This is a genomic window from Streptomyces erythrochromogenes, assembly GCF_040684695.1.
Taxonomy (GTDB): domain Bacteria; phylum Actinomycetota; class Actinomycetes; order Streptomycetales; family Streptomycetaceae; genus Streptomyces; species Streptomyces erythrochromogenes_C.
Genome location: NZ_JBFBGM010000007.1, coordinates 71,480 through 96,162, shown reverse-complemented (window position 1 = coordinate 96,162; position 24,683 = coordinate 71,480). Strand labels below are relative to the sequence as shown.

Genomic DNA, 24,683 nt, shown 5'->3' with positions numbered 1-24,683 from the left:
CCCACCCCACAACCAACACCCCATCAAATCCCACAACGTGGGATCACCCAAAAAGCCTGAAAAGGCTTCCAAAACCCGCCAACCGGGAATTGCCGAAAGGCAATACAACCCGCCCAACAAAGACCGCGGGCACCAGCGACGCCCCGAAGTCCAAGACCGTCACGCTCGTCTCCCACGACTCCTTCAACGTGACCGAAGCGGTGCTCAAGGAGTTCGAGCAGCAGAGCGGCTACACCGTCAAGGTGCTGAAGTCCGGCGACGCCGGCGCCGCCCTGAACCAGGAGATCCTCACCAAGGGCTCCCCGCGCGGCGACGTCTTCTTCGGCGTCGACAACACCCTGCTCTCGCGCGCCCTCGACAACGGCATCTTCACCCCGTACGAGGCCAAGGGCCTGGCCGACGTCAAGCCCGAGTACGTGCTCGACAAGGAGCACCGGGTCACCCCGATCGACTCCGGCGACATCTGCGTCAACTACGACAAGGCGTACTTCGCCGACAAGAAGATCGCCCCGCCGCAGACGCTGGACGACCTCACCAAGCCGGAGTACAAGAACCTGCTGGTGGTCGAGAACGCCGCGACCTCCTCTCCCGGCCTCGGCTTCATGCTCGCCTCCGTCGGCAAGTACGGCGAGGAGGGCTGGAAGGACTACTGGACCAAGCTGAAGGCCAACGGCGTCGAGGTCGTCGACGGCTGGGAGCAGGCCTACAACGAGCGCTTCTCCGGCTCCGCCGGCGGCAAGAAGGCCAAGGGCGACCGCCCGCTGGTCGTCTCCTACGCCTCCAGCCCGCCGGTCGAGGTGCTCTACGGCGAGCCGCAGCCGGCCGAGGCGCCCACGGGCGTCGCCACCGGCACCTGCTTCCGCCAGATCGAGTTCGCCGGTCTGCTCAAGGGCGCGAAGAACGAGGAGGGCGGCAAGGCCCTCGTCGACTTCCTGATCGGCAAGAAGTTCCAGGAGGACATGCCCCTCCAGATGTTCGTGAACCCCGTGACCAAGGACGCCGCGCTGCCGGAGCTGTTCACCAAGCACGGTGTGGTGGTCGAGAAGCCGGAGAACGTCACTCCGGAGGCCATCGCCAAGAACCGTGAGCAGTGGGTCAAGGCATGGACCACGCTCGTCGTGAAGTAAGCGGTACGAAGGAGCCGGGTGCGGCGTCGCACGACGCCGCCCCGGTCCCCGGACCGGGGCGGGTACCCGGACAGGGCGAGAGCGGGCGGGCCACCGCCGTCCGCCTCGCCCTGATGGCCGTCCCCCTCGTCTTCTTCGGGCTGTTCTTCGCCTACCCCGTCGCGGCGATCGTCGGCCGCGGCCTCAAGACCGACACCGGATGGCAGTTCGGCCGGATCGGCGAGGTGCTGACCCGGCCCGACATCGCCGACGTGCTGTGGTTCACCACCTGGCAGGCGCTCGCCTCCACCGTGCTCACCCTGCTGTTCGCACTCCCCGGCGCCTACGTCTTCGCGCGCTTCGAGTTCCCGGGCAAGCAGCTGCTGCGGGCGGTGGTGACCGTCCCCTTCGTGCTCCCGACCGTGGTCGTGGGCACCGCCTTCCTCGCGCTGCTCGGGCGCGGCGGGCTCCTGGACGAGACGGCGGGCGTCCGCCTCGACACCACCGTCTGGGCGATCCTGCTCGCCCACGTCTTCTTCAACTACGCCGTCATCGTCCGCACGGTCGGCGGCCTGTGGGCCCAGCTCGACCCGCGCCAGGAGGAGGCCGCCCGGGTGCTGGGCGCCGGCCGGTTCGCCGCCTGGCGGCGGGTGACGCTGCCCGCGCTGGCCCCGGCCGTGGCCGCCGCCTCCCTGATGGTGTTCCTCTTCACCTTCAGCTCCTTCGGCGTCGTGCTGATCCTGGGCGGACCCGCCTACTCCACCCTGGAGGTGGAGGTCTACCGGCAGACCGCGCAGCTGCTGGACCTGTCGACGGCCGCCGTGCTGACGATGGTGCAGTTCGCCGCGATCGGCGCGATCCTCGCCCTGCACGCCTGGACCGTGCGCCGGCGCGAGACCGCCCTGCGCCTCGTCGACCCCGGCCGCACCACGCACCGGCCGCGCGGCTGGGCACAGCGCACCCTGCTGGGCGGTGTCCTGCTCACCATCGGGCTGCTGATCGTGGCCCCGCTGGCCGTGCTGGTCGAGCGGTCCTTCGACACCCCCGGCGGCTACGGCCTCGGCTTCTACCGGGCCCTGCAGGACGCCGGCGCCGGTGGCGGGTCCTTCCTGGTGCCGCCGCTGGAGGCGATCTGGAACTCCCTGCAGTACGCGCTCGCCGCCACCGCGATCGCCCTGCTCGTCGGGGGACTGGCGGCCGCGGCGCTGACCCGGCGCGGGGGCCGCTTCGTACGCGGCTTCGACGCGATGCTGATGCTCCCGCTGGGGGTGTCCGCCGTGACCGTCGGCTTCGGCTTCCTGATCACGCTCGACGAGCCGCCCCTGGACCTGCGGACCTCGTGGATCCTGGTGCCGCTGGCGCAGGCCCTGGTGGGCGTGCCCTTCGTCGTACGGACCATGCTGCCGGTCCTGCGCGCGGTGGACGGGCGGCTGCGGGAGGCCGCCGCCGTGCTCGGCGCGTCACCGCTGCGCGCCTGGCGGGAGGTGGACCTCCCGCTGGTGCGGCGGGCGCTGCTGATCGCGGCCGGGTTCGCCTTCGCCGTGTCGCTGGGGGAGTTCGGCGCGACCGTCTTCATCGCCCGACCGGACCGGCCGACGCTCCCGGTCGCCGTGGCGCGGCTGCTGGGACGGGCCGGCGAGCTGAACTACGGGCAGGCGATGGCCCTGAGCACGATCCTGATGCTGGTGTGCGCGGTGTCCCTGCTGCTGCTGGAGCGACTGCGACCCGACAAGACCTCCGGAGAGTTCTGATGACGCTGCTTCAGCTGGAAGGGGTGTCGGTCCGCTTCGGCGAGCGCGCGGTCGTCGACTCCGTGGACCTGGCGGTGGCCGAGCACGAGACCGTGTGCGTCCTGGGCCCGAGCGGCAGCGGGAAGTCCACGCTGCTGCGGGTGGTCGCCGGGCTCCAGCCGGTCTCCGGGGGACGGGTGCTGCTGGACGGCGCCGACCAGGCCGCCGTACCCGTGCACCGGCGGGGCGTGGGCCTGATGTTCCAGGACCACCAGCTCTTCCCGCACCGCGACGTCGGCGCGAACGTCTCCTTCGGCCTGCGGATGCGCGGCGGCGGGCACGGCGCGGGGCGCGCAGCGCATGCCGGCCGGGTCGCGGAGCTGCTCGAACTCGTCGGCCTCCCCGGGGCCCAGGGCCGGGCCGTGGCCTCCCTGTCCGGCGGCGAGCAGCAGCGGGTGGCGCTGGCCCGGGCCCTGGCGCCGTCGCCGCGGCTGCTCATGCTCGACGAGCCGCTCGGGCAACTGGACCGGGGGCTGCGGGAGCGGCTCGTGGTCGAGCTGCGGGGGCTGTTCTCGCAGTTGGGGACGACGGTCCTGGCCGTCACCCACGACCAGGGGGAGGCCTTCGCCCTGGCCGACCGGGTCGTGGTGATGAAGGACGGCCGGATCGCGCAGGCCGGGACCCCGCTGGAGGTGTGGCAGCGGCCCGCCTCGGAGTTCGTGGCGCGCTTCCTCGGCTTCGAGAACGTGGTCCCGGCGACGGTGACGGGCCAGGTCGCCGCGACCGCGTGGGGCGAGGTACCGGTCCCCGCCGGCTCCGCCGAGGGGCGGCAGCGGCTGCTGGTCCGCCCGGCGGGCGTGGTGCTCCGCGAGGCCGGCCTGCGCTGCGAGGTGGTGTCCCGGACCTTCCGCGGCACGCACGTCGCCCTGCTGCTGCGGCCCGAGAGCGGCCCCGCCCTGGAGGCGGAGTGCGGCCTGGCGGGGGCTCCGGCCGTGGGCGACCGGGTCGCCGTGGCCTTCACCCCCGCCGAGGTCGTCGTCCTCCCGCCGGAGCCGGGGGAGGGCTGAGTACTCCTCAGGCGGCCTTCGGCAGCACGCCGTCGCAGGCGATCTGCAGGTGCCGGGGGCCGCGCAGCACCGCGTTCTGACGGTACGGAGGCGGGTCCTCCAGCAGGCGCGGGTTCTCCAGCCGGCGGGCCAGTTCGCTCAGCGCCAGCTGCGCCTCCTGCCGGGCCAGCGGCGCTCCGAAGCAGCTGTGGATGCCGCTGCCCAGCCCCAGGTGCTGGATGTCCTTGCGGTCCGGGTCGAAGCGGTCGGCGTTCTCGAACCGCTTGGGGTCGCGGTTGCCGGAGGCCAGGACCAGCCACAGGGACGCGCCCTTGGGGATGTTGACCCCCGCGACCTCGATGTCGGAGAGCGTGGTGCGCTGCGGAAGCAGCTGCACCGGCGGCTCGTACCGCAGCAGCTCCTCCACGATCGGGACGGACAGCGCCGGGTCCTCGCGCAGCCGCTGGAGGACGTCCGGGTGGCGCAGCAGGGTCAGCATCCCGTTGGTGATCAGGTTGACCGTGGTCTCGTGGCCCGCGATCAGCAGCAGCGCGGAGGTGCTGAGTGCCTCCATCGTGGTCATCGCGCCGTCCGGGCCGTCCGCGGTCGCCAGCTGGGACAGCATGTCGTCGCCGGGGTTCTTGCGCCGCTCCTCGATGAGGCCGGCCAGGTACATGCCCAGCTCCATGCGCGCGTCCGTGGTGTCCTTGCCGCGCTGGGTGGGGTCCCCGTCAGGGTCGGGGTCCAGGCTGGCGGCGAGGGTCTCCGCCCAGACGTGGAAGCGCGGTTCGTCCTCGTGGGGCACCCCGAGCAGCCGGCAGATCACCGTCACCGGGAAGGGGTACGCGAACTGGTCCACCAGGTCGACCCGGTCCAGGTTCCCCGTGGCGGCGATGTTGTCGATGAGCCCGCCGACGAGGCCGTGGAGCTCGTCGCGCATGTCGTGCACCCGGTGCGGGGCGTGCGGCGGCCCGAACGGCCGGTTCGTCATCCGGCGCAGGCGGTCGTGGTCCGGCGGGTCGAGCTTGAGGAACGAGGGCGGCAGGGCCGATCCTCCGTCGTCGGCCGACTCCCCGAGCGGATCGTCACCCGTCGACTTCAGGTTGCGCGCGTCGGAGCTGATCCGGGGGTCGTGCAGCAGGCTCTGGATCTCGTAGTACGTGCTGATGACGTACGGGCCGTTCCCATCGTGGGACACCGGGGTCTTGCGGAGTTCCTCGTACAGCGGATACGGGTTGGCCCGGTTCGCGTAGTCGATGATCTCCCGCAGGAGGGCTTGGGTCATGACGGGTCCTCGTGATCCTCGGGGGCGGTCGCGGCGCGGTCAGCGCCCGGGGGTGAAGGTCATCTTCCGGTCGGCCGGCGAGTAGCCGCTGAGGGTGATGGTCGGGCCGTGGGTCGGGACCGAGGGGTCGGGGAAGTCCGCCGGCACCGGCTTGTTCCCCTCCGGCCTGCGGTCCACCGTGGAGAACGGCGGCGGGAACGGCGCGGTGGTCTCGATCTGGTGCTCGTAGAACGGCAGCCACCTGCAGTTGTCGAAGGTGACGGCGGCGATCACGCGCCCCTGGTAGCCGTAGACGGCGGCGAACCGGCGCTCGGCCAGCGAGCCCTGGGTGACGAGGATCTCGGTGCCCATCGGCGGCACCCCGACGGACTTGATGTTCACGCCGAACTGCGAGGACCAGAACGCCGGTACCCACAGGTGGGGGCGGCGGTCCGCGCTCTCGCTGAGCATGTTGTGCGCGGCGGTGTCGGCCTGCGCGACGGCGTTGCCCCAGTGCTCCAGGGACAGGAACTGGTAGCCGAACAGCGCGTGCGGGGAACGCGCCACGTCACCCGCCACGTAGATGTCGTCGGTGACGATGCCCCGGATGTCGAAGGCCCGGCAGCCCGCGTCGCAGGCGATGCCCCGGGGCCCGGCGCCCAGTCCGGACCCGGCGAGCCACTCGGTATTGCGCTGTGCGCCGAGCGAGACGACCACGACGTCGGCCTCGATGGTGGAGCCGTCGGACAGGTGGGCCGCGCGGACCCGGCCGGCGGGGTCGCCCTCCAGAGCGGTGACCATGACGCCGGTGCGCAGGTCGACCCCGTGCTCCCGGTGCATCTCGGCGGCCACCGCGCCGATCACCCCGCCGAGGGCGCCGACCAGCGGCGCGTCGCCCCGTTCGGCGACGGTCACGTTCAGGCCGCGTTCCCGGCAGGCGGAGGCGATCTCGGATCCGGTGAACCCGGCTCCGATGACGAGCACCCGGCGGGGGTTGTCGGCGAGGGCGCGTTGCAGCCCCTCGCCGTCCTCGCGGGTGCGCAGGACGAAGACCCCTTGCAGGGAGCCCTCCTCCTCGTTGGGCCAGGGCCGGGCGCGGACACCGGTGGCGATCAGCAGCCGGTCGTACTCGACCTCGTCGCCGTTGCCGAGGCGGACCCGTCGGGCGGCCATGTCCAGGCCCGTCGCGGGGACTCCGAGGCGCCAGTCGGCGTCGATCGCCCGGCGGCGGGGGAGCGCGGTGTGGTCCGCGACCGCGTTGCCCAGCAGGACCTGCTTGGACAGCGGGGGCCGGTCGTACGGCTCGTAGGGCTCGTCGCCGATCATCGTGAGCGAACCGGCGAACCCCTTCTCCCGCATGGTCTCGGCGGCCCGCAGCCCCGCGAGCGAAGCGCCGACGACGACGATGCGGCCCTCGCGCTTGAGCTGCTCCAGTGCCCCGTCGCGGGCGCGTTCACCGGTCACCGGGGGCCTCCGGAACCGGCGCCGGCCCCAGCGGCCTCCTGGGACACCACGCCCGCCATGTCCTCGTCCGTGATCTCGAGCAGGATCGCCCCGACGGGGCATGCGGCCACGGCGCGGGCGACGTTCTCCTGCTGCTCGGCGGCCGCCTCCGGGTTGTAGAGGAGCGACTCGTCGCCGTGCATGGCGAAGACGTCGGGAGCGAGGAAAGCGCACTGGGCGTATCCCTGGCAGCGGTTGAGGTCGACGACAAGCCTCATGACGGATCTGCCTTTCCCTCGGCTGTTGATCCCCGTCGCCCCCCGGGTACCCCCCGGTTCCTCCCCTGTCCACCAGCATGCACGCGGTACCCGAAGGCCGCCTGCCGGAGCACGGACCGCCAGGTCAGGAGGGGTTCAGGGCGGACCGGAGCCGTCCGCGTGCACGGTCGTGCGCCGGACCCGCAGGATGTAGAGGCTGATCACCAGGGCCCAGGCCGGGAACAGCATCTCGGACCAGGGCACGCCGGAGCCCACCACGATCAGGACCAGGCCGACGAGGGTGCCCAGCAGGGCCAGGGGCCGGGGGAAGACGCCGAGCGTCCGCCCGATCATCGAGGTGGCCAGGACGAAGACCGCGGCCATGCGCATCGCGTACGTGGCGAGCAGGGTGTAGGCGTAGTGGCGGCCGAAGTCGGAGGGCGTCTCCTCGTTCAGCACGGTGCCGGCCGCCGCGGCGGCGGCGAACAGGGTGGCCACGAAGACGAAGCCGCTGCCGAGGAACACGGTGGCGATGAACCGGTCCTCGGCCGCGCCGGTGTGCGCGCGCAGGGCGCCCATGAACCAGAGGAAGAAGATGCCGGCGAAGGGCACGATCTGCAGGGCCAGCTGGACGGCCCAGCGGCGGTCCTGGTCGATGGTCGCGTCGGCGGCGTCGCCGGGAATGGAGATCCGCATCAGGACGATCGCCGCACCGAGGAGCAGGGCGAAGGCGACTCCGGCCATACCGGCCGCGCGCGGTGTCTTCAGCCGATCGGTCGTGGGCTCCATGAACCCCTCGCTCTCTCCCCCCGGTCCCAGCAAGCGACAGCCGTCGCCGCGCCACCACCGGGGGACGGCCGACCGGGTGAGGGAGCGTGGCGCCGCTCCGCCCGGCCGGCCGGGCGGTCAGCCGACCGGCTCCGGCACCGGGGCCGGGGCTTCCTCCTCGGCGCCCTCGTGCTTGCCGTACCAGGCCACCGCCACCGCGCCGGTCACGGCCATGACGAAGCCGACGACCGCCAGCCAGGCCAGGCCGGGGCGCGAGGCGTCGCCGAGCCAGAGCACGCCGATCGCGCCGGGGAGCACCGTCTCGCCGACGACGAGGGCCGCGGTCGCCCCGTTCACCGAGCCGATCTGCAGGGCGACGGTGTGCAGGTACATGCCGCCGATGCCGGCCAGCAGGATGGCGTAGAGGGCCGGGTCGGTGAGGAGCGCGCCGAGGTCGAACGGGTCGACGCCGTTCAGGATCCGCACGCCGACGCCCAGTGCGCCGAAGCCCAGACCGGACAGCAGACCCGCCAGGATCGCGGCCCCGCCGCCGAGGAGGCGGACGGCCACCGTGCCGCCCACCATCAGCAGCGCGGTGATCCCCAGCAGCCACCAGTGCGTGGACATCGGCGCGTGGTGGCCGCCTTCGTGTCCCGCCGCGGTCGCCAGCAGCACCAGCGCGGTGCAGACGACGCCGATCGAGGCCCACTCCTTGCGGGTGAGCCGGATGCCGAGCATCTTCACGCTCAGCACGGCGGTGATGACCAGGTTGGCGCTGATCACCGTCTGGGAGAGGAAGAGCGGAAGGAGGCGGGCGGCCAGGGCCCCCAGTCCGAAGCCGACGAAGTCCAGGATCGTGCCGACGATGAACTCCCACGTCATCGCCGCCTTCGCGGTGGACGAGAGGTTGGGGCCGCCGTGGGCGGTCACCCCGGCCGCCGCCGGGGACATCCGGGCGGCGCGGCGCGATCCGACGGCTTGCAGCACGGATCCCGTGCCGTAGCAGATGGATGCCGCGACAGCGGTCAGCAGGCCTATGAGCACCGATGGCTCCGTTCACGTCTGGCAGGTTTTGCGGTACCTCTGCCAGACGTGGGAAACGGCCCGGAAGTTGCCTGCGGAACTCAGCTCATCGAAGCGAGTGCGCCGGGCACCTCGTCGACCGAGTCGACGAGCGCGATCCGCGGCTCCATCGCCCGGCCCCGGGCCAGTGCGCGCAGCAGGGGCCAGGCCGGGAGGTGCTCGGTCCAGTGGGTGCGGCCGACCAGCACCATCGGCGCCGGCTCGCCCCGGGACCCGTAGTAGTTGGGCGTCGCGGCGTCGAATATCTCCTGGACGGTGCCGGCCGCGCCGGGCAGGAACACCACGCCCGCGGTGGAGCGGGCCAGCAGCCCGTCCTCCCGGGTGGCGTTCGCGAAGTACTTGGCGATGTGCGCCGCGAAGGCGTTCGGCGGCTCGTGTCCGTAGAACCAGGTGGGGATGCCCACCGAGTCGCCGCCGCCGGGCCAGCGCTCCCGTACGGCGAAGGCCGCGCGCGCCCAGTCGGACACCGACGGCTCGAAGGAGGGGGCCTTGGCGAGCAGTTCGAGGGCCTCCGCGAGGGCCTCGTCCGGGGCGGGTGCCAGGTAGGCGCCGAGGTTGGCGGCCTCCATCGCGCCGGGGCCGCCGCCCGTGGCCACGGTCAGCCCGGACCGGGTCAGCGCCCGGCCGAGCTCCGCGGCACCGCGGTAGTCCTCGCTGTCCCGGGACAGGGCGTGGCCGCCCATCACGCCCACCACGCCCATGGCGCCGAGGTGCTCGTCGAGGGCGTCGGAGACCGCGTCGTCATGGACGGAGCGCAGCATCGAGGAGAAGACGTCACCGTCGGTCCCGGTCTCCTGGAACCAGGCGTACGTCTCGGCGTCCGGGGTGGCCTCGTAGCCGTCGGGGAGCCCCTCGAAGAGCTCCTCCGGCGTGTAGAGCAGGCCCCGGTAGGGGTTGAAGGGCAGGTCGGGAACGGGCGGGAAGACCAGCGCCCCGTCCGCACGGACCTTCGCCGAGGCATCGGGCTCCATCGCACAGCCCAGGAAGACGGCCGCCGAGGTGTCGGCGGCCAGCAGCGCGAAGGTCCGCTCCAGCAGGTTGACCGACTGGATCCGGTAGCCGCTGAGCGAGCCGCGTGCCACGACCTGGTCGAATTCGGCGAGCGTCTCGATCTCGATGTCTGGGTTGACCATTCGGCCCACCCTAAGGGCTGTATGCCTCAGCGGGTCAGCGCCAGCGACGTCAGCTGTGCCACACCCCAGCTGAGGGGTACGCACACGGCCACGAGCGCGGTGGCCCGCAGACCCGCCGCGGTGCGCAGGACCCTTGCGGGAGCGGCCAGATCGAGCAGGGCCTTGCGTCCGGCGGTCTCGGTCCGGCGGGTCTGCGTCGCGGATGTGAGAAGGGTCGCTGCGGCGCACAGGGCCACCAGGGCGGCCGCCGGCCAGGCCAGCGGACCGAGCGGTACGTGCAGCCCGCCCCGGTCCCGCAGGGCCAGGGCCGTCAGGGCCCCCGCGACGACGGAGCACAGCACGCCCAGCGGCGGCCCGATCCGGGAGGCCTGCTCCTGCAGGGACCGCCCGGCCAGCAGCCGCAGCGCACCCGGGCGCACGGCCTGGACCAGGCTGCCGCAGGCGTAGGCCAGACCCGGTCCGGCGAGGGCGAGCCCGACGGCGGTCAGCGCCCATCCGGCGAGGACCCCGCCGCCGTCCCGGCCGGCGTAGGCCTCGGTGGCGAGCCCGCACGCGGTGAGCGCGATGCCCCAGGGCAGGGCGGTCTGCGGAGCCAGCGGCCGGTGCGGACGCAGCGCGAGGACGGTGGCCGCCGAGGCGGTCAGCGGTACGAGGGCCAGCAGGGTCAGGGCGGCCGCCACGGGCAGCGGCTGCTCGGCGTGCAGGAGCCGGGCGCCGGAGCCGTCGAACGGCAGGCCGGAGAGGTCCCCGCGCAGGTGCAGGAAGAGGGCCAGGGCCAGGGCGCTGCCCAGGGCGCAGGCCACGGCCGTGGAGATCGCGGCGGCGATGGCCAGGCGTACGGGTCCCAGCCCGGCGGCGTCCAGCCCCTCGCGGGGCCGGGTGGCGGGGTCGGCCCGGGCGACGGCGACGGCGAAGTGGACCGTCGCGGCCAGCGGGACCAGGGCCCACAGCAGGCGAGGGAACGATCCGGCGGGCCGGGCCACGGCTCCGGCGAGTACATAGAGCAGCAGGAAGCCGGTCCCGGCGGAGGCGGCGGCGACGAGCAGCCGCCGCAGCTGGACGAGGGGCCGGGAGCCGCGGGCTAGGCGGAGAGCGAGCACGCGGCCTGACCCTCCGGGGTGTCGGGAAGCGCGGGCGCGGCGCCGTTCACCGAGAGCCGGCCGTCGACCAGGTCCAGCCGGCGGTCCGCGACGGCCGCGGTGGCCTCGTCGTCGGTGGCCAGCAGCACGGTGATCTCGTGGGAGCGGGCCGCGGTGGTCAGCGTCCGCAGCAGCAGGGCCCGGTCGGCCCGGTGCAGCGGGGCGGTGGGCTCGTCCGCGTAGATCACCGAGGGCACGGTGACCAGGGCCCGGGCCAGGGCGACCCGCTGGCACTCGGCGCGGGTCAGGGCGGCGGGGCGCTTGCGGGCGAAGGCGCCGATGTCGAGGCGGTCGAGCCATTCGCAGGCGGCGTGCTTGGCGCTGCGGTGGGAGGCGCCCGAGAGCAGCAGCGGCAGGGCGGCGTTCTCCCAGACCTTCAGCTCGGGCAGCAGTTGTGGCTCGCTGCCGAGCCAGCCGAAGCGGTCGCGGCGCAGCCGCTCGCGGACCAGGTCGCCCAGGGTGTGCACGGGGACGCTGTTGAACCAGACCTCGCCCTCGGAGGGGCGCAGCTGTCCGGACAGGCAGCGCAGGAGAGTGGTCTTGCCGCTGCCGCGGGGGCCGGTCAGGGCCACGATCTCGCCCTGGCGGACTCCGAGGGAGACGCCGACGAGGGCGGGGGCACCGTCGTGCGCGTAGTGCAAGGAGCGCGCCCAGAGCACGTCGTTGTCCGGCGGGGCATTCTCCGGTGGGGCCACCATGGCGTACACCTCCGTCCGAGGGAACGAAACGGAGCCCTTCCGGTCACTGGCGCCGCAATGAGATGTAAAGAGATGAACCGCTTGGATGCCGACAGCACACGGCCCGGACCCCCGCGTTCTCACTCGAACGGAGGATCCGGGCCGTGTGTTCGGACTATTGCAGCCTCGGACCGTTTACAGCCCGGTCACAGCTTGGTCCAGGCCTCGGTGAGCACCGAGCGCAGGATCCCCTCGATCTCGTCGAAGGTGCCCTGGTCCGCCGTCAGCGGCGGCGCCAGCTGGATGACCGGGTCGCCACGGTCGTCGGCCCGGCAGTACAGGCCGTTCTCGAAGAGGGCCTTGGAGAGGAAGCCGTAGAGCACGCGCTCGGTCTCCTCGTCCGTGAAGGACTCCTTCGTGACCTTGTCCTTGACGAGCTCGATGCCGTAGAAGTAGCCGTTGCCGCGGACGTCGCCGACGATCGGCAGGTCGTGCAGCTTCTGCAGCGTCTGGAGGAAGGCGCCCTCGTTGTCCAGCACGTGCTGGTTGAGGCCTTCCTTGTCGAAGATGTCGAGGTTGGCCAGCGCCACCGCGGAGGACACCGGGTGCCCGCCGAAGGTGTAGCCGTGCAGGAAGGTGTTGTCGCCCTTGTAGAACGGCTCGGCGATGCGGTCCGAGACGATGCAGGCGCCGATCGGGGAGTAGCCCGAGGTCATGCCCTTGGCGCAGGTGATCATGTCCGGCACGTAGCCGAACTTGTCACAGGCGAACATCGTGCCGAGGCGGCCGAAGGCGCAGATGGTCTCGTCGGAGACGAGGAGCACGTCGTACTCGTCGCAGATCTCGCGGACCCGCTGGAAGTAGCCGGGCGGCGGCGGGAAGCAGCCGCCGGCGTTCTGCACCGGCTCCAGGAAGACGGCGGCGACGGTGTCGGCACCCTCGAAGAGGATCTGCTGCTCGATCTGGTCGGCGCACCAGCGGCCGAAGGCCTCGGGGTCGTCGCCGTAGATCGGGGCGCGGTAGATGTTGGTGTTCGGCACCTTGTGCGCGCCGGGCACCAGCGGCTCGAACGGAGCCTTGAGGGCCGGCAGGCCCGTGATCGACAGGGCGCCCTGCGGGGTGCCGTGGTAGGCGACCGCACGCGAGATGACCTTGTACTTGGTGGGCTTGCCCTGCAGCTTGTAGTACTGCTTGGCGAGCTTCCAGGCGGTCTCGACGGCCTCGCCGCCGCCGGTGGTGAAGAAGACCTTGTTCAGGTCGCCCGGGGCGTAGTTCGCCAGGCGCTCGGCGAGCTCGACGGCCATCGGGTGGGCGTAGGACCACACGGGGAAGAAGGCCAGCTGCTGCGCCTGCTTGTAGGCGACCTCGGCCAGCTCCTTGCGGCCGTGACCGGCGTTGACCACGAACAGTCCGGCGAGACCGTCCAGGTAGCGCTTGCCCTTGTCGTCGAAGATGTAGGTGCCCTCACCACGGACGATGGTGGGGACGGGGGAGTTCTCGTAGGACGACATGCGGGTGAAGTGCATCCACAAGTGGTCGTACGCGGTCTTGGACAGGTCCTGGGTCACGGTTATCGGGTTCCCCACATGTAGGTCTGCTTCTTCAGCTTCAGGTAAACGAAGCTTTCGGTAGATCGCACGCCGGGGAGCGTGCGGATCTTCTTGTTGATCGTTTCCAGCAGGTGGTCGTCGTCCTCGCAGACGATCTCCACCATCAGGTCGAACGAGCCGGCGGTCATCACCACGTACTCGCACTCGGCCATCGCGGTCAGCGTGTCGGCCACCGGGTCGAGGTCGCCCTCGACGTTGATGCCGACCATCGCCTGGCGCCGCAGGCCCACGGTGAGCGGGTCGGTGACGGCGACGATCTGCATGACGCCCTGGTCGAGCAGCTTCTGCACGCGTTGGCGTACGGCCGCCTCGGACAGGCCCACGGCCTTGCCGATCGATGCATAGGGACGGCGACCGTCCTCCTGCAGTTGCTCGATGATCGCCAGGGACACAGCATCGACCGAAGGGGACGGTTGTCTGTTCCTGGAATCTGCGCTTCGACTGACCACGACCTCACTGTGCACGAGGGTCGTCTGTTCCGCAAGACGGAATCGATGAAATTCGTTGTTTGAAGACTCGGATCTCACTGATTTCGTAGGTGGTGGCGTCCGGGTCTGTCGAAAGCCTCCGCCTAGGGGCTAGGCTTTGGTAAACGTCTCAATCGTTGGACATGTGATCAGGAGTGTGGCTGTAGTGACCACCGAACTGCGTCGTCTGCGCAACTACATCGGCGGGGAGTTCAAGGACGCCGCCGACGGGCGGACCACCGAGGTGGTCAACCCGGCCACCGGCGAGGTGTACGCGACCGCCCCGCTCTCGGGCCAGGCCGATGTCGACGCCGCCATGGCCGCTGCCGCGGCCGCGTTCCCGGGCTGGCGCGACACCACCCCCGCCGAGCGCCAGAAGGCGCTGCTGAAGATCGCGGACGCCTTCGAGGCGCGCGCGGACGAGCTCGTCGCCGCCGAGTCGGAGAACACCGGCAAGCCGCTGGGCCTCACGGCCAGCGAGGAGCTGCCGCCGATGGTGGACCAGATCCGCTTCTTCGCGGGTGCGGCCCGTCTGCTCGAGGGCCGCTCGGCCGGCGAGTACATGGACGGGATGACCTCGATCATCCGCCGCGAGCCGGTCGGCGTCTGCGCCCAGGTCGCGCCGTGGAACTACCCGATGATGATGGCCGTGTGGAAGTTCGCGCCGGCCATCGCCGCGGGCAACACGGTCGTGCTCAAGCCCTCCGACACCACCCCGGCCTCCACCGTCCTGATGGCGGAGATCATCGACTCGGTCCTGCCCAAGGGCGTCTTCAACGTCATCTGCGGTGACCGCGAGACCGGCAGGGCCATGGTCGAGCACTCCACCCCGGCGATGGCCTCCATCACCGGCTCGGTGCGCGCCGGCATGCAGGTCGCCGAGAGCGCCTCCAAGGACGTCAAGCGCGTCCACCTGGAGCTCGGCGGCAAGGCCCCGGTCGTGGTCTTCGAGGACGCCGACCTCGCCAAGGCCGTCGAGGACATCGCGGTCGCCGGCTACTTCAACGCCGGCCAGGACTGCACCGCCGCCACCCGCGTGCTCGTGCACGAGTCGATCCACGACGAGTTCGTGGCCGCGCTCGCCAAGGCCGCCGCGGACACCAAGACGGGCGCGCCGGACGACGAGGACGTGCTCTACGGCCCGCTGAACAACCCCAACCAGCTGAAGCAGGTCGCGGGCTTCATCGAGCGCCTCCCCGCCCACGCCAAGGTCGAGGCGGGCGGCCACCGGGTCGGCGAGAAGGGCTACTTCTACGCCCCGACCGTGGTCTCCGGCCTCAAGCAGGACGACGAGATCATCCAGAACGAGGTCTTCGGCCCGGTCATCACCGTCCAGTCCTTCACGGACGAGTCCCAGGCCCTGGAGTACGCGAACGGCGTCGAGTTCGCCCTCGCCTCCTCCGTGTGGACCAAGGACCACGGCCGCGCGATGCGGATGTCCAAGAACCTCGACTTCGGCTGCGTGTGGATCAACACCCACATCCCGCTCGTCGCCGAGATGCCGCACGGCGGCTTCAAGAAGTCCGGCTACGGCAAGGACCTCTCCGCCTACGGCTTCGAGGACTACACCCGCATCAAGCACGTGATGACCTCGCTCGACGGCTGATCGGCCGCATCGATCACAGCAGGGCGTTGATGGGGCGGGCAGTAGACAACATGTCTATTGCCCGCCCTTCGGCGTTCGCGGAGGCTGTGCCCATGCCTCAACTCGCCTTCTCCCGCCGTGCCGCGCTGGCCGGACTCGGTGCCGCGGGCCTGTCGGCCGCCCTCGCCGGATGCGGTGTTCCCCCCGCCTACGTGCCCGAGGAGGGGCGGGTGGGCCCCGACCGCTCGGAGCGCGACCGCAGTGTCGCCTTCTCCAACTGGCCGCTCTACATCGACACCGACGAGGAGGACGAGGAGCGCCGCCCGACCCTGGAGGCCTTCTCCGACCGGACCGGCATCGAGGTCTCCTACACCGAGGAGATCAACGACAACGACGAGTTCTTCGGCAAGGTCAGCCCGGCCCTGATGAACCGCCAGGAGACCGGCCACGACCTGGTCGTGGTCAGCGACTGGATGGCCGCCCGCTTCGTCCATCTGGGCTGGGCCCAGAAGATGGACCGGTCGGCGCAGCCCAACGTCACCCGCCACCTCGACCCGCAGCTGCGTTCCCCGGCCTTCGACGAGGGCCGGCTGCACACCGTGCCCTGGCAGTCCGGCATCACCGGCATCGCCTACAACCGCAGGGCCCTGGGCCGGGAGATCAAGTCCGTCCGGGACCTGTGGCACCCCGACCTGGCCGGCAGGGTCACGCTCTTCTCCGGGCTGGACGAATCCTTCTGTCTGCTCATGCAGGGCAACGGGGTCGACGTCACGCGCTGGACCGAATCCGACTTCCACCGCGTGTGCGACCACGTCGAGAGCCTGGTGAAGAAGAAGCACATCCGCCGCTTCACCGGCAACGACTACACCTCCGATCTCAGCAAGGGCGATGTCCTGGCCTGCCAGGCCTACTCCGGCGACGCCATCCAGCTCCAGGCCGACAACCCGGACATCGAGTTCGTGGTCCCCGAGGAAGGGGGCGAACTCTGGGCCGAGAGCCTGCTCGTCCCCAACCTGGCCCGGCACAAGGCCAATGCCGAGGCCCTCGTCGACCACTACTACGACCCGGAGGTGGCGGCGGAACTCGCCGCCTCCGTCAACTACGTCTGCCCCGTCCCGGCGGCCCGGGAGGTGCTGGCCGCCTCCGACGACAGGGAGACCGCCGAACTCGCCGAGAACCCGCTGGTCTTCCCCGACGACGGGATGCGCAGGCGGCTCGCCGTGGCCCGGGACATCTCCTCGGCCGAGCGTCGCTCCCTCGCCCGGCGGTGGAACGCGATCGTCGGACTTTGATCACGGTCCGGACACGGAACTGAACGTGTTCAGTCACATGGCTGAACGCGTTCAGAAACGCGCGTAGGCTTCCTTCCATGAGCGAGAGAAGCGCCCTTGAGCGGCGGATCCGTGCCTGGTTGATCCTCTTCGTCGTCTGCCTCGTGCTCAGCGGCATCACGGCCTTTCCGCTGGTCAGCGAATTGCGCTGGTCCAACGCCCTGATCGACAACATATGGCTGCGGCGCGTGGGCGAGGGACTGGAGCGGGCCGATGCCGACTACCCCTTCCTCCTGTACGGGACCGACTGGCTCGCCTTCGCCCACCTCGTGATCGCCGTCTTCTTCTACGGCGTGTACCGCGACCCCGTCCGCAACATCTGGATCGTCGAGGCCGGCATGATCGCCTGCGCCGGAGTGGTCCCCCTGGCCCTGATCTGCGGCCCGATCCGCGGCATCCCCTTCTGGTGGAGCGTCATCGACATCTCGTTCGGTGTCTTCGGGGTGATCCCGCTCCTGATCCTGCGCCGCATGATCAAGCAGTTGGAGACCGAGCGGGCCGCCGCTACCGCGTGAAGGCCGCCATGACGATGCCGAGGGCCACCGGGTTCATCTCCCGGCCCTTGGCGTCGGTGGCGTTCACCGAGTAGACCAGGGTGCGGGAGAGGTCCCGGGTCGCGCCGATCGCGGTGTTGTAGCCGTACCGCCCGCCCGTCTTGCCCCAGGCCACCGTGCCGTCCGGCAGGACGGTCCTGGACAGGCCGGCCGTCATCACCGCCGGCTCGCCGCTCGCGAAGTCCTTCACGTCCGGGACCGTGAACATCTCCTCCAGCCGGTCCTTGGGCACCACCCGACCGCCGAACAGGGCCACGGTGAAGCGCTCCAGGTCCGCCGTCGTCGAGATGATGTCGCCCGCCGCCCACCGGTCCGAGGAGTTCCACTCGGTCACGTCACGCAGCTCGCGCGAGCCGTCCGCCCTCGGTATCGCCTGGTAGCCCCGGTTGTGCGGGCCGTGGATCCTCGTCCCCGTCCGCCCCGGGAACGACGTCCCGCGCAGGCCCAGCGGCTCCAGGATCCGGGCGCCGACGGCGTCCTCGTACCGCATGCCCGTCACCTTCTCGATCAGCACGCCGAGCACCGTGTAGTTGATGTTCAGGTAGTGCTGGGCCGAGCCCGGCGCGAACTCCCGCTCCTTCGCGACCGCGTTGGCCACCTGCGCCGGCGGATCGGTCACGTCGAACCGGTGCTCCCACTGCGCCTCGAAGGAGTCCCCAGGCCCGTCGGCCGCCGGGATGCCACTGGTGTGGTTGAGCAACTGCCGCACGGTGACGGCCCCGTAGCGGGCGGGCACGGTCCCGGGAAGGACGCGGCGGACCGGCCCGTCGAGATCCACCCGCCCCTCCGACGCCAGCTGGAGGACGACCGCCGCCGTGAAGGCCTTGGTCACGGACCCCGCCCGGAAGCGGCCCTGCTCGACCGCGGCGCGCCCCGTACGGATGTCGGCCACCCCCGAAGCGCCCTGCCAGCGGCCGGCCGTGCCGCCCACCCGGACCAGCGCGGCCGTCGCGTCCTCGTGCCGCGGGCCGAGCCCTGCGATCGCCGCTTCCAGCGCGGCCGCGTCCGGCGGTGTCGAAACCGTCGGAGCGATCCGTTGCGATGAGGCGGGCACCGGCACCGGCGCGGCGTGGGCGACGGCCGGACCCGAGGCGATCCCGACGACCAGTGCGGCTGCGATCAGCGTGCGCGTCTTCACGTTCATGACGGTGTGCTCCCCCTGAGACCACTCGGGGCCCTGCGCCCCGATGACCTCAATGCTCCAGCTCACAACGGGTTCGCGGATCACCAGCGAGAGGGGTCTTCACCGGTACGACAACTCACCGGCGCGAGGGAGGCGACACGCCGTCCCCTCACTCCCCGGAGGGAGCACCCGCCGCGATCAGGCCCGTCTCGTACGCGCAGATCACCGCCTGGATCCGGTCCCGCAGCCCCAGCTTCGCCAGCACGTTGCCCACATGCGACTTCACCGTGTGCTCGCTCACCACCAGCGCCGCCGCGATCTCCGCGTTCGACATCCCGCGCCCCAGGTGCAGCAGCGTCTCCCGCTCCCGCGCCGTCAGCACCTCCAGCCGCTCCGCCGGCAGCGCGGGCGCCCGCAGCGTCGCCGCCGTGTACTCCTCGATCAGCCGGCGTGCCACCGAGGGCGCCAGCAGGGACTCGCCCGCCGCCACCACCCGTACCGCGTGGACCAGGTCGTCGCGCCGCACGTCCTTCAGCAGGAACCCGCTCGCCCCGGCGTGCAGGGCCTCGTACACGTACTCGTCCGAGTCGAAGGTCGTCAGCATCACCGTCCGGCACGCGCTGCGCGCCGAGATCGACCGGCACGCCTCGATCCCGTCCAGCGCCGGCATCCGCACGTCCAGCAGCGCCACGTCCGGTGCCAGCCGCTCCACGGCCGCCACCGCCGCCGCGCCGTCGCCGACCTCCGCCACCACCTCGATGTCCTCCTGGGCGTCGAGGATCATCGCGAACCCGCTGCGCACCAGCTCCTGGTCGTCGGCCACCACCACACGGATCGTCAACTCCCCACCTCCAGCGGCGAGGTTACAAGGACCGCCCGCACCCGGAAGCCGGGGCCGTCGCGCCGCGGCCCGCACTGCGCCGTCCCGCCGTGGGCCGCCGCCCGCTCCCTGATCCCGATCAGCCCGTGCCCGCCGCGACCGGCACCGGCGGCGGCGCCGGCGGCGCCGCTTCCGTCACCGCGGCTTCCGCTTCCGCCCGTCGGCCCCCGCCCGTCGTCCGTCACCGTGACCACCAGTTCCCCGGCCCCGTGGTGCAGCCGTACGCTCACCCGTCGGGCCCGCGCGTGCTTCACCACGTTCGTCAGCGCCTCCTGCACGATCCGGTACACGGCCGTGTCCACCGCCGACGGCAGGGCCCCGACCCCGCCCGTCTCCTCGTAGACGATCTCCGGCCCGCCCCCGCCCCCGCGCACCCGGTCCAGAAGCGCCGGGAGCGCCGCCACCCCCGGCTGCGGCTCGCGCGGCGCGGGGCCGTCCGCCTCGCGGAGCACCCCCAGCATCGTCCGCAGCTGGGCCATCGCCTCCCGGCCCGTCTCCGAGATCGCCTCGAAGGCCGCCTCGGCCCGCTCCGGCGCCCGTCGCACCGCCACCGGCCCGGCCTCCGCCTGCACGATCATGATGCTGACGGCGTGCGAGAGGATGTCGTGCATCTCCCGTGCGATCCGGGCCCGCTCCCGGGCCACGGCCTGCTCCGCCTCGATCCGGTGGGTGCGCTCCAACTGCGCCGCCCGGTCCTCCACGGCCGCGGTGTAGGCCTGCCGGGTGTACTGGAGACGGCCCAGCGCGTAGGCGGCGCCCGCGCAGAACAGGGTGAACGACAGCTCCCTCGCCGTGCCCGTCCCCAGCCCCACGGACGCGGCGACGGCCACCACCGACCCCGCCCCGACCCCCGCCCGCACCCGGCCGGGACACTGCACGGCGACCGTGTAGAAGGCCATCAGTCCGGCGTAGGGGAGCGGCTGGCCGGGTCCGTCGAGGGCCACCTTGTAGACGCCGCCGATCAGCAGGATCGCCACGAGTACCAGGACGGGCCGGCGCCGCCGCCACACCAGCGGCACGACCCCCAGCGTGGTGAGCGCGTACGAGGCCCAGGTCACCGGCGGCAGCCCGGGCTCCCGCGGCAGCACGAACGGCATCGTGACGGCCAGCTGCACCAGCACGGTCAGGCCCAGGTCCACCACCCACGGGCGGGCCCCGCGCAGCCGCCGGACCAGCCGCCCCGGCGCGGGTATCACCGGGCGAACTCGGCCCGCACGGCCGTCAGCGCGTCCACCCGGTTCGTGGTGATCGCGTCGACCCCCGCCGCGATGAGCCGCTTCATCGTCCGCTTGGTGTCGGCGGTCCAGGCCGACACCAGCAGGCCGTCGCGGTGCAGGGCGTCGGCCAGCTCCCGGCTCACCAGCCCGAAGCGGTAGTTGAGCCAGCGCGGCGCCACCGCGTCGATCAGGACCCGCCGGGGCGGCGACAGCGTGGTCCAGGTCAGTGCGATCTCCGCGCCGGGGTCGGCGGCGCGGAGCGCCAGCATCGAGTCGGGGCCCGCGCAGTAGAACGTGCGCTCGCGAGCGCCGCACTCCCCGACCAGGCCCACGACGGTGCGGACCGCCTCCGGCGTGGCGCCCGGGAGGTCGAGCATCAGCCGGCCCGCCCCGGCCGACATCAGCGCGTCGCCCAGGGTCGGAACGGCACCCTCCGTGAGCTCCTTCAGCTGCGCCGCGGAGATCTCGTCGAGCCGCACGTCGTGGTTCCACAACCGCTGGAGCGACTCGTCGTGGAGGAGGACCGGCACCCCGTCACGGGTCAGCCGTACGTCGACCTCGACCGCGTCCGCCCCGCGGGCGAAGGCGGAGCGGATCGAGGGCAGGGTGTTCTCACGGACACGGTAGGGATCGCCGCGGTGGCCGATGGCAGTCAGGGTGCGCATGGCCCCATTCTTGTGGGGACTTCAGCGCGCGAGCCACCCCGTCGTGTACGTGTCGATCTCCGCGTTGAGCTTCGCCTTGCCGTCCGGGTCCAGGAAGGAGGCCTCGACGGCGTTCTTGGCGAGCTGCGCGAGCCCCCGCTCGTCGAGGTCGAGGAGGCGGGCGGCCACCGCGTACTCGTTGTTGAGGTCGGAGCCGAACATCGGCGGGTCGTCGCTGTTGATGGTGACGAGCACGCCCGCCGCGACCATCTCCTTGACCGGGTGCAGGTCGAGGTCGGTCACCGCGCGGGTGGCGATGTTCGAGGTCGGGCAGACCTCCAGGGCGATGCGGTGCTCGGCGAGGTACGCGAGCAGCTCCGGGTCCTTCACGGAGCTCGTGCCGTGGCCGATCCGCTCGGCGCCCAGGTCGCGGATGGCGTCCCAGACGGTCTCCGGGCCGGTGGTCTCGCCCGCGTGCGGCACGCTGTGCAGGCCGGCGGCCCGGGCCGCGTCGAAGTACGGCTTGAACTGCGGGCGCGGGACGCCGATCTCGGGGCCGCCCAGGCCGAAGGAGACCAGGCCCTCGGGGCGCAGGTCGACGGCGAGCCGCGCGGTCTCGGCGGCGGCCTCCAGGCCGGCCTCGCCGGGGATGTCGAAGCACCAGCGCAGGATGACGCCGAGTTCCTTCTCGGCGGCCTTGCGGGCGTCCTCGATGGCCTCCATGAAGGCCTTCTCGTCGATGCCGCGGCGGGTGGAGGAGTACGGGGTGATGGTCAGTTCGGCGTAGCGGATGTTCTGCCGGGCCATGTCACGGGCGACCTCGAAGGTCAGCAGCCGCACGTCCTCGGGGGTGCGCACGAGGTCGACCACCGACAGGTAGACCTCGATGAAGTGGGCGAAGTCCGTGAAGGTGAAGTAGTCGGCGAGGGCCTCGGGGTCCGTGGGCACCTTGGAGTCGGGGTGACGGGAGGCGAGCTCGGCCACGATGCGGGGGGAGGCGGAGCCGACGTGGTGGACGTGGAGTTCGGCTTTGGGCAGCCCCGCGATGAAGGGGTGCAGGTCGGTCATGGGGGGTGCCTCCGGATGGACGGGGTGCGGGTGGGTCGCCCTCATCGTAGGCACGGCCGTGACCGTCGGTCGCAGCGCTTAGCATGGCCGTACGAGAGAGGGGGGCTCCGTATGAACGACAGCAGTCCCGAGCCGCGGGATCCGTGGGCGCCGCCGGAGCGGCCGCCCGTGGACCTGGGCAAGGCGCGGGGGGACCGCGGCACGCCGGGCGTGTCGGGCCCGCCGTCCGTGCACGACCAGCCGACGCTCGCCGGGATGCCGGGCGAGCAGACGGCCCCCGGCATGCCCGGCCCCGGGGCGACGGGCCCCGCCGCGCCCGGCCCCGGCGTGATGCCGCCGGCGGCCGGTCCGGCCTCGGCGGCGTACGGGTATCCGGTGGCCCAGCCGGGCTACGGGTACCCCGGCGACGCGGGGTACCCCGGGTATCCCGGACACCCGGCCCAGCAGGGCTACCCGTTCCCCGGCGCGTACCAGCCGTACGGGCGCCCGCCCAGCAACGGCTTCGGCATCACCGCGCTCGTCCTCGGCATCCTCGCGGTCGTCGGCTGCGTCACCAGCTTCATAGCCGTCGCGCTCGGGATCGCAGCCGTCGTCTTCGGCGCCCTGGGCAAGGGCAAGGCCAACCGCGGCGAGGCCGACAACGGCGGGATGGCCCTGGCCGGCATCATCCTGGGCGCGATCGGCATCGTCCTGGGCCTGCTGATGCTGCTCGCCATGTTCGCCCCGTTCCTCGACGGCGAATGGGACGACAGGCCGCGCCGCGAGAGCCCGTATTCGGACTCACGGCTTCACGAACGGGTCTGAAGCCACGGCCAGTCGGCGTCCCGGCCGCCCTCGATCAGCGGCACCATCCGGAAGGCCGCGTCCGTGAGCCCGCCGAAGGTGTGCCGGTGCGCGGAACCGGAGGGCGCGTGCCCCACCCGGTAGCCGGCCAGGTTCCAGGTGTAGACGGGCACGTCGGACGGCACCTGCTCGGCCGGGTCCCCGCTGTAGCCGTAGGAAGCGGCCTGCTCGTCCGTCACGATCAGCACCCGGTCGTGGTCCCGGTAGTGCTTCTTGACGGCCTCGGCCGTGTAGGTGCCGCCGAGGCTGCCGAACCGTTCGAGCACCTTCAGCACCGACTCGCCCCGGGTGTGGGGGACCACCTCGCTGGTCGTGCCGAACTGCACGAGGTCGGCGTGCTCGGCCCGCAGCGCCAGCGCCGCCCCGAAGACGGCCGCGGCGTCGGCCCGGTTGAGCCGGGAGCGGTCCGAGAGCGGGGACCACATCGACCCGGAACGGTCGACGAGGACCAGCGTGCGGCCGGGCAGCGCCGGTACGTTGGCCAGCGAGTGGCCGAGCGCCTGCTCCAGCGGGTACGCCCAGCGCAGCGAGGGCGCGTGCCGGTAGGCGGCCAGGTAGCGGAAGGGGAACTGCCGGGACCGGGCGACGACCTCGGGGTCGGAGATCTTCGCGGCGACCTGTGCGGCCACCGCGTCCGAGACCCCGGCCTGGTCGAAGTTGCGCAGGTTGCGCAGCAGCGCCATCGCGCCCATGGAGGGGATGACCGCTTCCCAGGCGGCCGCGTCCAGCGGCCCCTGCAGCCAGCCGGCCAGCGCCTCCCAGGTCATGCCCGCCGCCGCGAGCCGCTCCGCCCCGTCCGGGGCGAGGACGACACCGCGCCGCTCGGCGACCGGCAGCTCCATCAGCGCCCGGTGCGCGACGAGGGTGCGGTTGCCCGCCGGCACCTGCGCGCTCTGCGGGTTGTGCCTGCGGTCCAGGGCGTGGCGGAACAGCTCGCCCTGCCACGGCTTGTCCGGGTCGGGGGAGGCGTGCACCAGGTTGAGGACGTCACCGAAGCGGTAGGCCTTGGAGTCGGTGTCGTACTTCAGCAGCGACGTGCCGGAGTAGAGCCGGCGCACGGCGTCGGCGATTCCGCGCTTGACGGGCTTGGGCACGGCCCGCCCGTACGTGGACGTCCAGTAGGCGAGCAGTTCGCCGGGCTCGTCGGCGCGCCGCAGTACGCAGTCCACGACCCGGCGGTTGGAAGGTCCGTCGTCGACGCCCGCGTCGAGCCGTGCCCTGACGTACTCGGCTGCGCCGACGAGCGAGGCAGTGCGCATGTTGGCGTCCCCGCGCAGCCAGCCCAGCAGGCCGGCCGTCCAGTCGGGATCCTCGACCGCGAGGGTGCGCACGAGCGCGGCGAAGCGGTCGTCGCGCGCCTCGCCGCGCTCGTAAGCGGTGCGCTGCGTCACGAAGTTGGCGACGGCCAGGAGGAACAGTTCGGAGCGCGGATCGCGCAGACGGCCCGGGCCGCCCTCGGCGGTGCGGGCCCTGCCGGTGGAGCGGACGGGCGAAGCGGGCGCGGTGGGCGAAGCGGGCTCGGCGGGCGCCGGCTTGACGAGCGCGCGCAGGTTGAAGCGGGCCATGAGAATCCCCCCGAATTCGATGGAAGCGGGGGAGGTGTTGCGCGGGGGATGCCCGAGATCGGGAGTCGGCGGCGGACTCGTGTCAGCTGCTCTGGTCTTCTGAGCTACCGGCCGGAGCCGGGCAGGACTTGAACCCGCGACCTGCTGATG

The 24,683-nt window shown here is 72.1% G+C and carries 23 protein-coding genes; 7 read left to right on the top strand and 16 right to left on the bottom strand.

Features of this window, described 5'->3' with window-relative positions; genetic code table 11:
- The first annotated feature begins 89 nt into the window (after positions 1 to 89).
- From AB0O53_RS13735 to AB0O53_RS13725, 3 genes are all read left to right on the top strand, one after another.
- Positions 90 to 1,127, top strand: a complete 1,038-nt coding sequence (locus tag AB0O53_RS13735) for a thiamine ABC transporter substrate-binding protein (protein WP_365195319.1) — start codon at positions 90 to 92, stop codon at positions 1,125 to 1,127.
- Between the two features lie 113 nt (positions 1,128 to 1,240).
- Positions 1,241 to 2,857 carry an ABC transporter permease gene (locus AB0O53_RS13730; RefSeq protein WP_365195715.1) on the top strand — a complete coding sequence of 539 codons (1,617 nt, stop codon included), beginning with the start codon at positions 1,241 to 1,243 and terminating at the stop codon, positions 2,855 to 2,857.
- A complete protein-coding gene (locus tag AB0O53_RS13725; protein WP_350987707.1) occupies positions 2,857 to 3,903 on the top strand; it encodes an ABC transporter ATP-binding protein in 1,047 nt (348 codons plus the stop codon). Before AB0O53_RS13730 ends, AB0O53_RS13725 begins: the two co-directional genes overlap by 1 nt.
- A 7-nt stretch (positions 3,904 to 3,910) precedes the next feature.
- Here AB0O53_RS13725 and AB0O53_RS13720 read toward each other — a convergent pair whose 3' ends face one another.
- From AB0O53_RS13720 to AB0O53_RS13675, 10 genes are all read right to left on the bottom strand, one after another.
- Complete coding sequence (locus AB0O53_RS13720) at positions 3,911 to 5,167, bottom strand: cytochrome P450 (RefSeq protein ID WP_350987706.1); 1,257 nt, start codon at positions 5,165 to 5,167, stop codon at positions 3,911 to 3,913.
- A gap of 39 nt (positions 5,168 to 5,206) precedes the next feature.
- Positions 5,207 to 6,610, bottom strand: coding sequence for an NAD(P)/FAD-dependent oxidoreductase (locus tag AB0O53_RS13715; protein WP_350987705.1), 1,404 nt, complete (start codon positions 6,608 to 6,610; stop codon positions 5,207 to 5,209).
- Positions 6,607 to 6,867, bottom strand: coding sequence for a ferredoxin (locus tag AB0O53_RS13710; RefSeq protein ID WP_350987704.1), 261 nt, complete (start codon positions 6,865 to 6,867; stop codon positions 6,607 to 6,609). Before AB0O53_RS13710 ends, AB0O53_RS13715 begins: the two co-directional genes overlap by 4 nt.
- A gap of 135 nt (positions 6,868 to 7,002) precedes the next feature.
- The gene (locus AB0O53_RS13705; protein WP_350987703.1) at positions 7,003 to 7,635 is read right to left on the bottom strand and encodes a hypothetical protein; all 633 of its coding nucleotides are present in this window, start codon (positions 7,633 to 7,635) and stop codon (positions 7,003 to 7,005) included.
- Between the two features lie 117 nt (positions 7,636 to 7,752).
- Positions 7,753 to 8,658, bottom strand: coding sequence for a DMT family protein (locus AB0O53_RS13700; protein WP_350987702.1), 906 nt, complete (start codon positions 8,656 to 8,658; stop codon positions 7,753 to 7,755).
- Positions 8,659 to 8,738: 80 nt separating this feature from the next.
- Positions 8,739 to 9,830 carry an LOG family protein gene (locus AB0O53_RS13695; protein WP_350987701.1) on the bottom strand — a complete coding sequence of 364 codons (1,092 nt, stop codon included), beginning with the start codon at positions 9,828 to 9,830 and terminating at the stop codon, positions 8,739 to 8,741.
- 26 nt (positions 9,831 to 9,856) lie between these two features.
- Entirely contained in the window at positions 9,857 to 10,930 is a 1,074-nt protein-coding gene (locus tag AB0O53_RS13690; RefSeq protein ID WP_365195312.1) for a hypothetical protein, read from the bottom strand.
- On the bottom strand, positions 10,912 to 11,667 hold the full coding sequence (locus AB0O53_RS13685; RefSeq protein WP_350987699.1) for an ABC transporter ATP-binding protein: 756 nt from the start codon (positions 11,665 to 11,667) through the stop codon (positions 10,912 to 10,914). The genes AB0O53_RS13690 and AB0O53_RS13685 overlap by 19 nt, the downstream gene beginning before the upstream one ends.
- A gap of 185 nt (positions 11,668 to 11,852) precedes the next feature.
- Positions 11,853 to 13,232 (bottom strand): aspartate aminotransferase family protein, encoded by a 1,380-nt coding sequence (locus AB0O53_RS13680; protein WP_350987698.1) that lies wholly within the window; start codon positions 13,230 to 13,232, stop codon positions 11,853 to 11,855.
- Entirely contained in the window at positions 13,217 to 13,720 is a 504-nt protein-coding gene (locus AB0O53_RS13675) for an Lrp/AsnC family transcriptional regulator (protein ID WP_365195310.1), read from the bottom strand. Before AB0O53_RS13675 ends, AB0O53_RS13680 begins: the two co-directional genes overlap by 16 nt.
- Positions 13,721 to 13,889: 169 nt before the next feature.
- On the opposite strand from AB0O53_RS13675, the gene AB0O53_RS13670 reads away from it, so the two are divergent.
- The 3 genes from AB0O53_RS13670 (at position 13,890) to AB0O53_RS13660 (ending at position 17,154) form a co-directional block, all read left to right on the top strand.
- Positions 13,890 to 15,329: a gamma-aminobutyraldehyde dehydrogenase gene (locus AB0O53_RS13670; RefSeq protein WP_350987697.1), complete on the top strand. Its 1,440-nt coding sequence runs from the start codon at positions 13,890 to 13,892 to the stop codon at positions 15,327 to 15,329.
- Between the two features lie 92 nt (positions 15,330 to 15,421).
- Positions 15,422 to 16,600, top strand: coding sequence for a polyamine ABC transporter substrate-binding protein (locus tag AB0O53_RS13665; protein ID WP_350987696.1), 1,179 nt, complete (start codon positions 15,422 to 15,424; stop codon positions 16,598 to 16,600).
- Between the two features lie 77 nt (positions 16,601 to 16,677).
- Positions 16,678 to 17,154, top strand: a complete 477-nt coding sequence (locus tag AB0O53_RS13660; protein WP_350987695.1) for a hypothetical protein — start codon at positions 16,678 to 16,680, stop codon at positions 17,152 to 17,154.
- Here AB0O53_RS13660 and AB0O53_RS13655 read toward each other — a convergent pair.
- The 5 genes from AB0O53_RS13655 to AB0O53_RS13635 form a co-directional block, all read right to left on the bottom strand.
- On the bottom strand, positions 17,144 to 18,337 hold the full coding sequence (locus AB0O53_RS13655; RefSeq protein WP_365195305.1) for a serine hydrolase domain-containing protein: 1,194 nt from the start codon (positions 18,335 to 18,337) through the stop codon (positions 17,144 to 17,146). The genes AB0O53_RS13660 and AB0O53_RS13655 overlap by 11 nt on opposite strands.
- Positions 18,338 to 18,485: 148 nt before the next feature.
- Positions 18,486 to 19,157 carry a response regulator gene (locus AB0O53_RS13650; protein ID WP_350987693.1) on the bottom strand — a complete coding sequence of 224 codons (672 nt, stop codon included), beginning with the start codon at positions 19,155 to 19,157 and terminating at the stop codon, positions 18,486 to 18,488.
- Positions 19,154 to 20,389 carry a sensor histidine kinase gene (locus AB0O53_RS13645; RefSeq protein ID WP_435886651.1) on the bottom strand — a complete coding sequence of 412 codons (1,236 nt, stop codon included), beginning with the start codon at positions 20,387 to 20,389 and terminating at the stop codon, positions 19,154 to 19,156. Before AB0O53_RS13645 ends, AB0O53_RS13650 begins: the two co-directional genes overlap by 4 nt.
- Complete coding sequence (locus tag AB0O53_RS13640; protein ID WP_365195301.1) at positions 20,389 to 21,078, bottom strand: glycerophosphodiester phosphodiesterase; 690 nt, start codon at positions 21,076 to 21,078, stop codon at positions 20,389 to 20,391. The genes AB0O53_RS13645 and AB0O53_RS13640 overlap by 1 nt, the downstream gene beginning before the upstream one ends.
- Positions 21,079 to 21,099: 21 nt before the next feature.
- Positions 21,100 to 22,125, bottom strand: coding sequence for an adenosine deaminase (locus tag AB0O53_RS13635; protein WP_350987691.1), 1,026 nt, complete (start codon positions 22,123 to 22,125; stop codon positions 21,100 to 21,102).
- A 111-nt stretch (positions 22,126 to 22,236) separates the two neighbouring features.
- On the opposite strand from AB0O53_RS13635, the gene AB0O53_RS13630 reads away from it, so the two are divergent.
- Positions 22,237 to 22,929 (top strand): DUF4190 domain-containing protein, encoded by a 693-nt coding sequence (locus tag AB0O53_RS13630; protein WP_365195294.1) that lies wholly within the window; start codon positions 22,237 to 22,239, stop codon positions 22,927 to 22,929.
- Here the strand turns inward: AB0O53_RS13630 and AB0O53_RS13625 are convergent.
- Positions 22,914 to 24,533 carry a TROVE domain-containing protein gene (locus AB0O53_RS13625; protein ID WP_365195291.1) on the bottom strand — a complete coding sequence of 540 codons (1,620 nt, stop codon included), beginning with the start codon at positions 24,531 to 24,533 and terminating at the stop codon, positions 22,914 to 22,916. The two genes, AB0O53_RS13630 and AB0O53_RS13625, sit on opposite strands and share 16 nt — an antisense overlap.
- Between the last annotated feature and the right edge of the window lie 150 nt (positions 24,534 to 24,683).